This window comes from Pseudomonas corni, assembly GCF_057128765.1.
Map to the genome: position 1 here is coordinate 701,387 of NZ_JBSKHW010000001.1, position 12,475 is coordinate 713,861.

The window sequence follows — 12,475 nt, forward strand, 5'->3', positions numbered from 1 at the left end:
GCGGACCTGTCCGCGAAGAGGCCTTTACATCCGACGCATATACAGCGCCTGACATTCAGCTATCGCGAGCAAGCTCCCTCCCACATCTCCTGCGCCTGACCTCGGGATCTAATGTCAGCTCATTCACCTGTGGGATGGAGCTTGCTCGCATTCGCGGACGGGTCCGCTCCCACATGTCTTGCGCCTGACCGTGGATCTGGCGTCCACCCCTTCCATTGTGGGAGGGAGCTTGCTCGCGACGACGTCAGATCAGACACCACAACGTAATCAATCCCACTGCGGCGCCAGGCTCGCTGGGCTCGCCAGACGATGACCGCGATCCAGTGTGGCGATCTGCGCCATGTCTTCGTCGGTCAGTTTCAGGCTCACGGCCTTGAGGTTGCTCTCAAGATTGGCGCGTTTGGTCGACGACGGTATGACCGAATAACCCTGTTGAATAGCCCACGCCAGTGTCACCTGAGCAGTGGTTGCGCCGTGGCGTTTGGCGATCTGCTCGATCACTGGATCTTTCAGCACTTCACCATAAGCCAGAGTCATGTACGAGGTGATGTGAATGCCTTGCTGTTGAGCGAACTCGATCAGCTTGCGGTTCTGCAAGTACGGGTGCACTTCGATCTGGTTGGTGGCGATGTTCTCGGCACCCACTGCAGCGATGGCCTCTTTGAGCAACGCAATGGTGAAGTTGGACACGCCGATCTCTTTGGTCAGCCCCTGCTGCTTCGCATCCAGCAAGGCGCCCAGGAACTCGGCCACCGGGACTGCGCCTTTTGGCGACGGCCAGTGGGCCAGCGTCAGGTCCACCGCGTCGGTTTGCAGTTTCGCCAGGCTTTCCTTGAGGCTGGGGATCAGCTTGTCGGCGGCGAAGTTGTCGGTCCAGATTTTGGTGGTGATGTACAGGTCTTTGCGCGGCACGCCACTGTCGGCGATGGCTTTGCCGACTTCGGCTTCGTTGCCGTAGATCTGCGCGGTGTCGATCACGCGATAGCCGACTTCAAGGGCGTCGGTGACCGAATCGATGACCACCTGATCTTTCAGGCGGAAGGTGCCGAGGCCAAATGCAGGGACAGTCATTGAATGCTCCATCAGAGGGAATGTGTGAAATCAGAGGCCCAGTATCCCGGTTCGTTCGGTCGGGAAACACCGGGGGGCGGGCAACACAGTTTTGATTTCAGGGCATGAATGCATCCGATTGGCGCACAAAACCCTGTAGGAGCGAACTTGTTCGTGAAGCGCTATGCCTGACACACCGCGGTGACTGACTCGCCAACAAGTTGGCTCCTACAGAGCACTTTTACCCTCAACGATTCATATCGAGAATCATGCAAGTGGTCGTCCCGGTGGCATACAACCGGCCATCCACATCGTAGATCCGGCCTTCGGCCAACGCCGTCGAGCGGCCGATGTGCACCACTTTCCCTTCCGCACGTATCGGCCCGATCTTGTTGCTCAGTGCCCGCACATAGCTGATGCGCAAATCCAGCGTTGTGTAACCTTGGCCCTTCTTTAGCCGGGTGTGGATTGCGCAACCCATGCACGAATCCAGCAGCGTCGCCGCGTAACCGCCGTGCACGCTGCCCAGCGGGTTGTAATGCTGCGGGCCGGGGGTGCCCTGGAACACAAAGCGGTCCTCGGACCAGTCCAGCGGCACAAAATCCATCAGTTCACCGATGGGGGGATGGGGATAGACGCCATTGCCGATTCCGTCGAAAAACTCCTGGGGCGTCAATTGCGCAACATCCGCCAGATTCATGCTGCCGGCCTTGCCCAGGCGAGCGCGTACTTCCTGTTCCTGAGCCAGCCAGAGGGCAATCGTGTCTTCGCGAGAGGTGCTGTTCATGGGGTTTGAACTCCAGTTCGGCAATCGGACGGTGATCGGAATATTTTGAATTACGATCATAATCTGAGCGGGCCGACGAATACAAAACCAAAATCGAAATGCATCTTCCTGTAGAAGCGAACTTGCTCGCGAAGCGGTCTCTGGCGACGGCTGACTTTCTCGCGAACAAGTTCGCTCCTACAGAAAAGCGCGTAACACTTGTGCGAGTTACATGCCCGGCGCCGGACGATTTTCCTTCTTCACAAAATGCTGATGCATGTCGGTCGTCAGCGTTTCGATGCGCTCGCTCAGCTCTTTGGTCAACTGCGTGAGCTTGGTGTTTTGCTCCAGCAGTTCGAGCATCTGTGCGGTGTTCTGGGCGGCACGAGCCAGGCGATCCTCAGCGGCGACGGCGAGGGCTTCGCGGTGTTGGGCGTCAGCGTCTGCGTTGGCCTTGTCACGTGCAGCCTGCCGCGTCTGCGCCAGCAGAATCAGTGGCGCGGCGTAGGCCGATTGCAGGCTGAACGCCAGGTTCAGCAGGATGAAGGGGTAGACGTCGAACTTCACCAGCCCGGTCATGTTGGCAACCACCCACAGCACCACGATGAAGGTTTGCGCCCCCAAAAACGTTGGCGTACCGAAGAACCGCGCAAACGCTTCGGCCTTGAGGGCGAACGTGTCGTTGCCGAAGGTGGGTGCCAGATGAGCATGAGCCTTGTGAAAACGCAGATGATCGACCTTTGCCTTAGGCGCAGCGGCGTGGGCGGGGGTAGTGGATTCGGGTGTTGTGCTAGACATGGCGGTTTCCTGCTTACAAGAACATTGCCCACTATAGGCGTCCGATTTGCTCGGTTGTATCGAGTTGTTGCGTCATTGTCTGAACTGGCGCTGAACGCCCGACATTTGCGTTGGCTCTAACGTTTTCCAGAGTGCCCGGCTATGCTCGCGCTCCGCCAGTAAATGCTATTTGGTCACAGGTCGAACACCCCATGACAATCCTGCGCCTGATCCTCGGCGATCAGCTCAACCCCTGCCACAGCTGGTTTCAGGAGCAGCGTGGCGATGTCGTTTATCTGTTGATGGAAATCCGTCAGGAAACCGATTACGTGCTGCATCACGCGCAGAAGATCATCGCGATCTTCGCCGGTATGCGCGAGCTGGCGCGCCAGCTTAAAGAGCAGGGTCATCGGGTGCGCTACCTGCACATCGACGACACGCACAATCGCCAGTCGCTGCCCGGCAATCTCGACGCCCTGATCGAGCACTATCAGGCCACGGGATTTGAATATCAGGCGCCGGACGAATACCGGCTCGACCAGCAACTGGCCGAATACTGCGCGCAGCAATCCATCGAATGCGCCATGGTCGACAGCGAGCATTTCTACAGCGCCCGCGATGCAGCCGCGCGGCAGTTCAGCGGGCGCAAGCAATGGCTTATGGAAAATTTCTACCGTCACATGCGCACCACTCACGGCGTGTTGATGGACGCCAATAAACGTCCTTCGGGCGGGCACTGGAATTACGATCATGACAACCGCAAGCGCTGGCCGGGCACGCCGTTTGAACCGGAAGACTTGCGCCCGCATCACGATCATTCAGCCCTGTGGCAGAACATCGTTGACGCGGGTGTCGGCAGTTTTGGTCAACCCAATGCCGATCAATTCGCCTGGCCGCTCAATCGCGATGAAGCACTGCAGCAACTGCACGATTTCATCGAATTGGCCTTGCCGCACTTCGGGGATTTTCAGGACGCCATGAGCACCCACGCCTGGCGTTTGTTTCACTCGCAGCTGTCGTTTGCGATGAACACCAAGATGCTCAACCCGCGGGAAGTCGTCGACCGGGCAGAAGCGGCTTACCGTTCCAGTTCAGCTCCACTGGCAGCGGTCGAGGGCTTTATCCGGCAGATTCTTGGCTGGCGCGAATACGTGCGCGGCGTGTACTGGGCGCAAATGCCCGGCTACGATTTGCTTAATGCCTTCGGCCATGACGCGCCGCTGCCGTCGTATTTCTGGGACGGCAAAACCAAGATGCGTTGCATGTCTCATGCGCTGGGCAGTTCGCTGGAGCACGCGCATGCCCATCACATTCAGCGGCTGATGGTGATCGGCAACTTTGCGCTGTTGGCCGGGCTTGATCCGGCGCAGGTGCATCAGTGGTATCTGGGTGTCTACATCGATGCGTTTGAATGGGTAGAGTTGCCCAACACTTTGGGCATGAGCCAGTTTGCCGATGGCGGCATGCTCGCGACCAAACCTTACGTGTCGAGCGCGGCCTACATCGACCGCATGAGCGATTACTGCAAGGGCTGTCATTACGACAAGAAGCTGCGAATCGGCGAGCGGGCCTGTCCGTATAACGCGTTGTATTGGGATTTCTTCCGGCGCAACAAGCAGCAACTGGAAGGCAATCACCGATTGGGGATGGTGTATCGCACGCTTGAAAAAATGGGGGAGGGGGATGTTGTTGCTTTGCAGGAGCAGGCCGCCACGTGGCGTGGGGATCTGAATGCGCTTTAAACGCCTTATTTGTAGGAGCGCGCTTGCCCGCGAAAATAATTACGGGCAATCGAGGTGCATCGGATGTACCGACGCATTCGCGGGCAAGCGCTCCTACAGTGATCATCATTCGTCCCGCGAGTGGAGAGCGATCTGGCCGCGTTAATCCACCGGTTCAGGGTGCAACGGCTTGGTCTGCTGCATGATGGTTGCATAGTCGAATACGTACTGGCGCCCCGCATGGCTGGTCTGGCGCAGTCTGTCGATCAGTAGTCGCTCTTTCTTGTTCAGGTATCTCAACCCTTGGTGGTCACTGGACTTGAGGTGATCACGTTCATGGGCGTCAGGGAAAGCAATGACGTTCGTCATGAAATATCTCCTTTTAATGGGTCCTGTTTCCCGGCTCCATCTTCCGGGTTAACCGTTTGTCGTGCGACAACGCACCTTACCCACAAAAAGTCCGACGCTTCAACCCTGCAAATGATCAACGGATCACAGGATTTGCATGATCTCGAACGATTGTCGGGCGCCATTGACGTTGATATCCACCTCATCGCCGTCGAACTTGCCCAGCAGGTTCTGGCCCAGCGGCGCCTTGGCGGTGATGACTGTCACCAGCATTTGCTCGTGCCGCACTTTCAGCCCGGCGGCGTCGGGACCGAGAAACAGGTGCTGACGCTGGCCATTGTCGGACTCCAGAGTGATCAGATCGCCCGCCTGAATGCCGCGCTCTGCATCGTGGGGCTCAAGGGTCAACGTCTGGAATCGCAACAGCGACTGGCGAATTTCCTCCACCCGACGCGCTTGGCCCGCCGCCAGATATGAGGCTTCCAGGCCCAAGGTGTCGTACTTGTTCTCGGCGATATTCTCTTCGTGAGTAGCGGTTTCATACGCCGTTTGCGCGGCCCGGGTGGCGACATCGAGATCGACTTTCAGCGTGTCGATGATCTGCAGCAAAACCTGTTGCTTGTTCATGGGCGTGGATTCTTGATGGGCATGCTGGTTTGCATCGGCTCAGCCGCAGAATTGATAAACACTGGCGCGGCTCTTCTCACTGGGGGCAGTTTGGTTCTGCTGCATCCAGAACTGGCATTTCGGACCGTTGAAGGACCTTTGCCGCTCGGCCTGCTCGTCGTCCTGGGCTTGACGCTGCTCGCTGTCGCGCAGGATCTGTTTGTATTGATCGAACATCGGGTTCTCGCTCTGCGCCGGGGCTTTGGCCGCAGGAGGTGCGGTCAGCTGAGTCGCGGCGTTGCTCAGCGCTTGCGCCTGCTCGGCGGGCAACAGCTTGAACATCAGCAGTCCGGTCAGGACGATGGCGATGAAGCCCAGCCATATCCCCAACGCAATACAAAGCATCAGTTTGAGCGGATGAAGCGTGACCGACAACTCACGGCGGCGTATCGAGGTTGGCATGACAGACTCCGGACTTGGCATGAGACGAGGGGCAGATGAGTGCCGGCGATTGTCGCACGTCCGGGGCTGGTGATCGTGCGCCGTTATGAAGGACAATCCGCATTTTGAACATCCACAAGGAGCCGGGATGAAAGCCTCTTGGGATATTTTCTGCACGGTTGTGGATAACTTTGGCGACGTCGGCGTGACCTTTCGTCTGGCGCGGCAACTGGTGGCCGAACACGGTTTTGAAGTGCGGTTGTGGATCGACGATCTGTCCGCATTCGCCCGTTTGCACCCCGGAGCGGATGCTACATCCGATCAGCAAGTGTGCGACGGCGTCAGCATCTGCCATTGGGCCAAGGACTGGCGTCCTGTCAGCTTGCCGGATGTAGTCATCGAAGCGTTTGCCTGTCGCTTACCAACGCCATACATCGACTCGATGCTGGCCAGCGAAAAACGCCCCCTGTGGTTCAACCTGGAATACCTCAGCGCCGAAGACTGGGTAGCGGGCTGTCACGGTCTGCCATCGGTTCAGTCATCAGGGCTGCGCAAGTATTTCTTCTTTCCGGGCTTTACCGAAAAGACCGGCGGGCTGTTGCGCGAGGCCGGGCTCATCGAGCGGCGCCAAGGGTTTCAGGCCGATCCCGTAGCGCAGCAATCATTTTTGCAGGGCCTGAACATCGTCCCGGATCCCGATGCGCGGCTGATTTCACTATTCGCCTACGAGCACGCAGGTTTGGGCAGTTGGCTCGATGCTTTGGCCTTCGATGAGCGCAAGACCCATCTGCTGGTGCCAGAAGGGCGAGTGATCGGCGACGTGCAGCGCTGGCTTGGGGTTGATCAGCTCAACGCCGGTGACTTGAACCAGCGCAACGCGTTGACGATTCAGGTGCTGCCCTTTGTCCGCCAGGAGGATTACGACCGTTTGCTGTGGTGCTGTGAATTCAATGTTGTGCGCGGCGAAGACTCGTTCATCCGCGCGCAGTGGGCGGGCAGGCCGTTGATCTGGCACATCTACGAGCAGGACGACGACGCGCACTGGGCCAAGCTTGGGGCTTTTCTGGATTTGTATCGGGTGGGGTTGTCTGAGCCTGCGGCACAGGCGTTGGCGCAGGTCTGGCACCACTGGAATGCCGGGCAGGATATGGGCCAGAGCTGGAACGTTTTGCTCGAACACTGGCCAGAAGTGACGGCCCACGCCGAGCGCTGGTGTCTGGAACAGGCTTCGCAGGACGATCTGACGACTGCTCTAGTAAGCTTTTATCGAAATTCGCTATGATACGCGGCCTTGTATTAAGCCCTGTACGAAAAGTGGCTTTTCGTACAGGGCTTAGAAAGTACTTTCATCCAAATTCGGATACTCGTAATGAAAACTGGTAAAGAACTCAAACCCGGTACCGTGATCAAGCTTGAGAACGACCCTTGGCTGGTTCAGAAAGCTGAATTCACCAAGTCGGGCCGTAACAGCGCGATCATGAAGACCAAGCTGAAAAACCTGCTGACCGGCTACAAGACTGAAATCGTCTATAGCGCCGATGACAAGCTGGAAGATGTAATCCTCGACCGCAAAGAAGCGACCCTGTCCTTCATCAGCGGCGACACCTACACGTTCATGGACACCACTGACTACACCATGTACGAGCTGAACGCTGAAGACATCGAAGCCGTTCTGCCTTTCGTTGAAGAAGGCATGACCGACGTCTGCGAAGCAATCTTCTTCGAAGACCGTCTGGTTTCGGTTGAACTGCCGACCACCATCGTTCGCGTCGTCGACTACACCGAAGGTTCCGCTCGCGGTGACACCTCCGGCAAAGTGATGAAGCCAGCCAAGCTGAGCAACGGCACCGAGCTGCAGGTTGCTGACTTCGTTGAAATCGGTGACCGCATCGAAATCGACACCCGTGACGGCGGTTCCTACAAAGGCCGTGCTAAATAAGCACTGCTTTTGTAACGCTGTAACGCAAAAAGCCCCGGCTCGCGAGAGTCGGGGCTTTTTTTGTCTGCGCGTTTTGCAGCGTGGCGGCCAGTGTCTTCGCGGGCAATCGCGCTCCTACAGATGTTCGCTGGCTTTTGCAGGAGCGCACTTGCCCGCGATTGGGCCCGTCAACGCGCTGAACGATTCGCCTTAGACCGTTACATGCAACCGGACATCAACGTTGCCGCGAGTGGCGTTGGAGTACGGGCATACCTGGTGGGCTGCATCGACCAACGCTTGTGCGTCGGCTTGTTCAAGACCCGGCAGGTTGATGTTCAGGTCGATGTCCAGACCGAAACCACCAGGGATCTGACCGATGCCGACGTGGGCAGTGATCGAGGTATCCGTTGGCAGGCTGCGCTTGCTTTGGCCTGCGACGAATTTCAGTGCGCCAATGAAGCAGGCTGAGTAGCCCGACGCGAACAGTTGCTCAGGGTTAGTGCCATCGCCGCCAGCGCCGCCCAGTTCTTTTGGGGTGCTCAGTTTGACGTCAAGAACGTTATCACTGGAGACAGCACGGCCATCACGGCCACCAGTGGCGGTTGCAACTGCGGTGTAGAGAGTTTCCATGGTGTGTTCCTCGTTAGCTGATGCAGGAATGATCGGTTTTGCTTGGCGCTATGTTTGCGAGCCAAGCAAGTGGAAATGAATGTAGTGCGCAATTAGTTTGTACGCAAGATAAATTTTGGGAGATTGTCGAAATATCGAAGATTTCCCGCACCCTGTAGGAGCGAACTTGTTCGCGAGGCGTGACAAGAGTCATGTCGTGCAAGCCGCCTCGCCAACAAGTTGGCTCCTACAGAAGCTCCCACCAATGCGGCGCAATCAGCTAAAGACTGCCCTGCAAATTCCCACGCAGTTCGATCAGGTCCTGCTGGATCGTTTGCAGCTGCTCGATGCTGACGCCGCTCGCCGACAGGATGCATGGCGGTATATTCAGGGCCTTCTGTTGCAGTGCCTTGCCTTGCTCGGTCAGATACAACTGCACCACACGTTCATCTTCCTTGCTGCGCGTGCGGTTGAGCAGGCCGTCGGCTTCGAGGCGTTTGAGCAATGGCGTCAATGACCCCGGATCGGTCAGCAAGCGCGTGCTGATATCACCTACCGTGATTCCATCGCGTTCCCACAACACCATCATCGCCAAGTACTGGGGATAGGTCAGCCCGAGCGCTTGCAGCATCGGTTTGTAGACTTTGGTCATCATCAGCGAGGTTGAATACAAGGCAAAACACAGCTGATTGTGCAGCAGCAATGCATCGCAGCTGTCTGAAGCGGCGGCTGTGGAGCTATCGTCTGCATTCATCAGTGGGTCCTCGAAATTGAATGTGAACGCTAATTTAGTGCCGTGATCTTTAATGCACCAGATAAATTCTGCAATCTGTGGTCGGGCGTCGTCCTCTCATGACAGCAGATTGTTTACATTACGTTGATCAACCTCCCACGTTTCGTGGCGGTTAAGCGCGGTATCAGGATTTCCATCAGACCAGCGACTGCGTAGGATGCGTCCAGTATTTGGGTGGGGATTAGGGCGTGATTGAGCTGTTGATGTATCTGCTGCTCGGGGCTGCGATGGGGACTTTGGGCGGCTTGTTCGGCATCGGCGGTGGCCTGGTGGCGATTCCGGCCCTCGGCGTGCTGTTCGGTCTGGATCAACAACTGGCCCAAGGCACCGCGTTGCTGATGGTCTTGCCCAATGTGTTGCTCGCCTTATGGCGCTACAACCAGCGCAATCGCATATCCCTTCGCTACGCGATGCTGCTGATCGTGCCGAGCTTCATGCTGTCCTGGCTGACGTCGCTGTGGGCGGTGCGCGTCGATCCGCAGAGCATGCGCATCGGTTTCGTCGGGTTTCTGGTGGTACTGACCCTGTTCAACCTGATTCAAATGTACTGGCGCAAGGGCAATGCCGGAGCAGAGCTGCGCCATAGCAAATGGCTGTGGGTGTTGGGTCTGGGGTCCGGCGTCACGGCCGGGCTGTTCGGTGTTGGCGGCGGGGTGATCGCAACGCCGATCCTGACCGGGATTTTCGGCGCCACGCAAGTTGCGGCCCAAGGCCTGGCGCTGGCGCTTGCTGCGCCGAGCACCATCATCACCATGACCACCTACGCGATGCACGGTCACGTCGATTGGGCGATGGGCATTCCCTTGGCCATTGGCGGTCTGGCCAGTATCAGCTGGGGCGTGGCGCTGGCTCACAGCTTGCCCGAGCGCATGCTGCGGTCGTTGTTCTGCGTGTTTCTGGTGCTCTGCGCGATCATGTTGCTGTTTCGCCTCTGACGCTTACAGCTTGAAGCCCTCAGCGATGTGATCGGCCAGGCATTCGGTGATCGGTGACGGATTATTCGGATTACGCAGCAGGACAATGCTCGCCGATGGCAACTGCGGCAGATTTTCCTGGTCCCCCAGAATCCGCAGATCCGGCGTGATCAGGCTCTGCAGCTGCGCAGTCACTGCCAGCCCGGCACTGACCACCGCCATGATCGCCGACAGACTCGCGCTGGTGTAAGCGATGCGATACTCGCGCTGCATGGCGTCCAGCGCATTCACCGCCCAAGACCTGCAAAAACAATCGGAATTGAACATCGCCAGCGGCAAGGGCGTTTGTTCGTGTGGGCAAAATCCCACGGCCTCGGCCCAGACGAACCGTTCCTGACGCAGAATCTGGCCGATTTCCTTGCCCGGCTCCCGGGTCACGATGCTCAAATCCAGATCTTGACGCTGCAACAACTGCGTCGATGATTCGCAGTGCACTTCCACCTGCACCAGCGGATAGGCCTGGGCAAAGCGCGACAAAATCCCCGGCAAAAAGCGCATCACGTAGTCGTCCGGCGTGCCGATCTTGACCGTCCCTATCATGTGTGGCTCGCGCAGCGTGTTGAACACTTCACTGTGCAGTTTGAGGATGCGCCGCGCGTAACCGAGCAGCACCTGGCCCTCGGCGGTCAGGTTGAGCGTGCGTCCGTCCTTCTGGAAAAGCGGTCGCTGCACGACGTCATCTTCCAGGCGTTTCATCTGCATGCTCACCGCCGACTGCGTGCGATTGACCACTTCACCCGCCCGGGTAAAGCCGCCTTGATCGGCGATGGCGACAAAGGTGCGCAGCAGTTCGCTATCGATGCTCGGATAGGTCGCCATACATCAATCTCCCAGATGCAGTGCATCATAAACATTCGTTGGATTGATCTTAGTCCCGGCGCGAGAATCTGGCCATCCCCACTTGGAGGGCAACAAGATGAAAGGTCAAAAAGGTTATGTGCTGGTACTTAAAACCCTGTCGCGGGACTCGTTCGTCGAACGTTCGATGACCTCGCTCAAGGCTCATGTTTCACGCTGGGTTCAGTTGCACCGTGAACGTCAGACGCTGGCAGGTCTGAGCGACGATGCGCTGAAGGATATGGGGCTGAGCCGTGCCGATATCCAGCAGGAGTCCGAGCGTCCGTTCTGGGACGATCCGATGAAACACTGACACGGGCGCGGTCGATGGGTTAGGTTTGCGCATCAATCAGGAGGCTCTGAATGGCCGCGCAACTTCCCTCTCAAGCGCTTTCACTCAAGCAGGCACGTCGTGTGGCGCTGGCCGCCCAAGGCTTTCATGGGCGGCAGCCGCCAGCGGTGATCAAAGCCAGTCATGTCACGCAATTGATCGAACGCCTGGGCGTGTTGCAGATCGATTCGGTCAACGCGTTGGTGCGCTCGCACTACCTTCCGCTCTATTCCCGTCTCGGCAACTACTCACCCACCCTGTTGGATCAAGCGGCGTGGAGCCAGGGTCGGCAGCGCAAACTTTTCGAATACTGGGGGCACGAGGCTTCGTTGCTGCCGGTCACGCTGTATCCGCTGCTGCGCTGGCGCATGCAGCGGGCCTCGCAAGGCGAGGGCATCTATCAGCAAATGGCAAAATTCGGTCGCGAACAGCAGACCGTCATTGCGCAGGTTTTGCAGATGGTTCGCGAGCGCGGGGCATTGGGTGCGGGCAGCATCAGCACCCGCCAGGAACGCGCCGGACCATGGTGGGACTGGAGCGCGGAAAAGCAGGCGCTGGAGTGGTTATTTGCGGCAGGGGAGGTGACGGTCGCCGGGCGCCGTGGCTTCGAGCGGTTGTACGATTTGCCCGAGCGGGTGCTGCCTTCGGCGGTGCTCAATCACCCTGAACTGACTGAATCTGACGCGCAGCGCGGCCTGCTGTTACACGCGGTGACGGCGTTGGGCGTGGGTACCGAGAAAGACATTCGCGACTACTTTCGTCAGGACCCATTGCCGGCCAGAGTCGGGATTGCCGAGTTGCTGGAAGCCGGGGCCATTGAGTCGGTCATGGTTCAGGGCTGGAAACAGCCGGCGTACGCCTTGCCCGACCTGAAAGTCCCGCGCAAGGTCCAGGCCAGTGCGTTGCTGTCGCCGTTCGATTCGCTGGTTTGGGAACGCGCACGCACCGAGCGCCTGTTCGATTTCCGCTATCGGCTGGAAATTTACACCCCCCAGGCCAAGCGCATTTATGGCTATTACGTGCTGCCGTTTCTGTACAACGAACACATCGCCGCGCGCATCGACCTGCGTGCCGAACGTGCCGTTGGAAGGCTGGCGGTGCATGCGGTGCATGAGCAAGAGAAGGGACTGGACGAGGAGGGCATGCACGCCCTGGCGCGAAACCTGCGGCAACTCGCTGACTGGCTGGGCTTGCGTGACATCCAGATCAATTGCCAGCGGGCCAGTGCGGCGCGGTTGAGGGCGGCGTTCATCGCGCTGGAGCACGACTTTCTGTAGGAGCGAATTTATTCGCGAGAGGCAGGT

At 58.2% G+C, this 12,475-nt stretch carries 15 protein-coding genes; 6 read left to right on the top strand and 9 right to left on the bottom strand.

The window, feature by feature from the left end:
• Nucleotides 1-267 precede the first annotated feature (267 nt).
• The 3 genes from dkgB to ACWKV9_RS03165 all read right to left on the bottom strand — a co-directional run bounded on the left by dkgB (nt 268) and on the right by ACWKV9_RS03165 (nt 2,614).
• Nucleotides 268-1,071, bottom strand: a complete 804-nt coding sequence (gene dkgB, locus ACWKV9_RS03155) for a 2,5-didehydrogluconate reductase DkgB (protein ID WP_483834619.1) — start codon at nt 1,069-1,071, stop codon at nt 268-270.
• A gap of 226 nt (nt 1,072-1,297) precedes the next feature.
• The gene (locus ACWKV9_RS03160) at nt 1,298-1,837 is read right to left on the bottom strand and encodes a PaaI family thioesterase (RefSeq protein ID WP_483834620.1); all 540 of its coding nucleotides are present in this window, start codon (nt 1,835-1,837) and stop codon (nt 1,298-1,300) included.
• A 207-nt stretch (nt 1,838-2,044) separates the two neighbouring features.
• Nucleotides 2,045-2,614 (bottom strand): DUF1003 domain-containing protein, encoded by a 570-nt coding sequence (locus tag ACWKV9_RS03165; protein WP_483834621.1) that lies wholly within the window; start codon nt 2,612-2,614, stop codon nt 2,045-2,047.
• A gap of 191 nt (nt 2,615-2,805) precedes the next feature.
• Here ACWKV9_RS03165 and ACWKV9_RS03170 point away from each other — a divergent pair, with 191 nt between their 5' ends.
• Nucleotides 2,806-4,335: a cryptochrome/photolyase family protein gene (locus ACWKV9_RS03170; protein WP_483834622.1), complete on the top strand. Its 1,530-nt coding sequence runs from the start codon at nt 2,806-2,808 to the stop codon at nt 4,333-4,335.
• A gap of 141 nt (nt 4,336-4,476) precedes the next feature.
• On the opposite strand, the gene ACWKV9_RS03175 is transcribed toward ACWKV9_RS03170, so the two are convergent.
• The 3 genes from ACWKV9_RS03175 to ACWKV9_RS03185 all read right to left on the bottom strand — a co-directional run bounded on the left by ACWKV9_RS03175 (nt 4,477) and on the right by ACWKV9_RS03185 (nt 5,730).
• Nucleotides 4,477-4,683, bottom strand: coding sequence for a hypothetical protein (locus ACWKV9_RS03175; RefSeq protein ID WP_483834623.1), 207 nt, complete (start codon nt 4,681-4,683; stop codon nt 4,477-4,479).
• Between the two features lie 123 nt (nt 4,684-4,806).
• Complete coding sequence (locus tag ACWKV9_RS03180; protein ID WP_483834624.1) at nt 4,807-5,289, bottom strand: GreA/GreB family elongation factor; 483 nt, start codon at nt 5,287-5,289, stop codon at nt 4,807-4,809.
• 39 nt (nt 5,290-5,328) lie between these two features.
• Entirely contained in the window at nt 5,329-5,730 is a 402-nt protein-coding gene (locus ACWKV9_RS03185; RefSeq protein ID WP_483834625.1) for a hypothetical protein, read from the bottom strand.
• A gap of 127 nt (nt 5,731-5,857) precedes the next feature.
• On the opposite strand from ACWKV9_RS03185, the gene earP reads away from it, so the two are divergent.
• Both earP and ACWKV9_RS03195 read left to right on the top strand, forming a co-directional pair.
• A complete protein-coding gene (earP, locus tag ACWKV9_RS03190; protein ID WP_483834626.1) occupies nt 5,858-6,991 on the top strand; it encodes an elongation factor P maturation arginine rhamnosyltransferase EarP in 1,134 nt (377 codons plus the stop codon).
• Between the two features lie 87 nt (nt 6,992-7,078).
• On the top strand, nt 7,079-7,648 hold the full coding sequence (locus tag ACWKV9_RS03195) for an elongation factor P (protein ID WP_349798338.1): 570 nt from the start codon (nt 7,079-7,081) through the stop codon (nt 7,646-7,648).
• Nucleotides 7,649-7,837: 189 nt separating this feature from the next.
• On the opposite strand, the gene ACWKV9_RS03200 is transcribed toward ACWKV9_RS03195, so the two are convergent.
• Nucleotides 7,838-8,257 carry an organic hydroperoxide resistance protein gene (locus tag ACWKV9_RS03200; RefSeq protein ID WP_483834627.1) on the bottom strand — a complete coding sequence of 140 codons (420 nt, stop codon included), beginning with the start codon at nt 8,255-8,257 and terminating at the stop codon, nt 7,838-7,840.
• 259 nt (nt 8,258-8,516) lie between these two features.
• Nucleotides 8,517-8,990, bottom strand: a complete 474-nt coding sequence (locus ACWKV9_RS03205; RefSeq protein WP_483834628.1) for a MarR family winged helix-turn-helix transcriptional regulator — start codon at nt 8,988-8,990, stop codon at nt 8,517-8,519.
• Between the two features lie 227 nt (nt 8,991-9,217).
• On the opposite strand from ACWKV9_RS03205, the gene ACWKV9_RS03210 reads away from it, so the two are divergent.
• Nucleotides 9,218-9,964, top strand: a complete 747-nt coding sequence (locus ACWKV9_RS03210) for a sulfite exporter TauE/SafE family protein (protein ID WP_483834629.1) — start codon at nt 9,218-9,220, stop codon at nt 9,962-9,964.
• 3 nt (nt 9,965-9,967) lie between these two features.
• Here ACWKV9_RS03210 and ACWKV9_RS03215 read toward each other — a convergent pair whose 3' ends face one another.
• On the bottom strand, nt 9,968-10,822 hold the full coding sequence (locus ACWKV9_RS03215; RefSeq protein ID WP_483834630.1) for a LysR substrate-binding domain-containing protein: 855 nt from the start codon (nt 10,820-10,822) through the stop codon (nt 9,968-9,970).
• Nucleotides 10,823-10,919: 97 nt separating this feature from the next.
• Here ACWKV9_RS03215 and ACWKV9_RS03220 point away from each other — a divergent pair, with 97 nt between their 5' ends.
• The gene (locus ACWKV9_RS03220; protein ID WP_483834631.1) at nt 10,920-11,153 is read left to right on the top strand and encodes a DUF1127 domain-containing protein; all 234 of its coding nucleotides are present in this window, start codon (nt 10,920-10,922) and stop codon (nt 11,151-11,153) included.
• A 50-nt stretch (nt 11,154-11,203) separates the two neighbouring features.
• Nucleotides 11,204-12,448 (top strand): winged helix-turn-helix domain-containing protein, encoded by a 1,245-nt coding sequence (locus ACWKV9_RS03225; protein WP_483834632.1) that lies wholly within the window; start codon nt 11,204-11,206, stop codon nt 12,446-12,448.
• Nucleotides 12,449-12,475 lie beyond the last annotated feature (27 nt).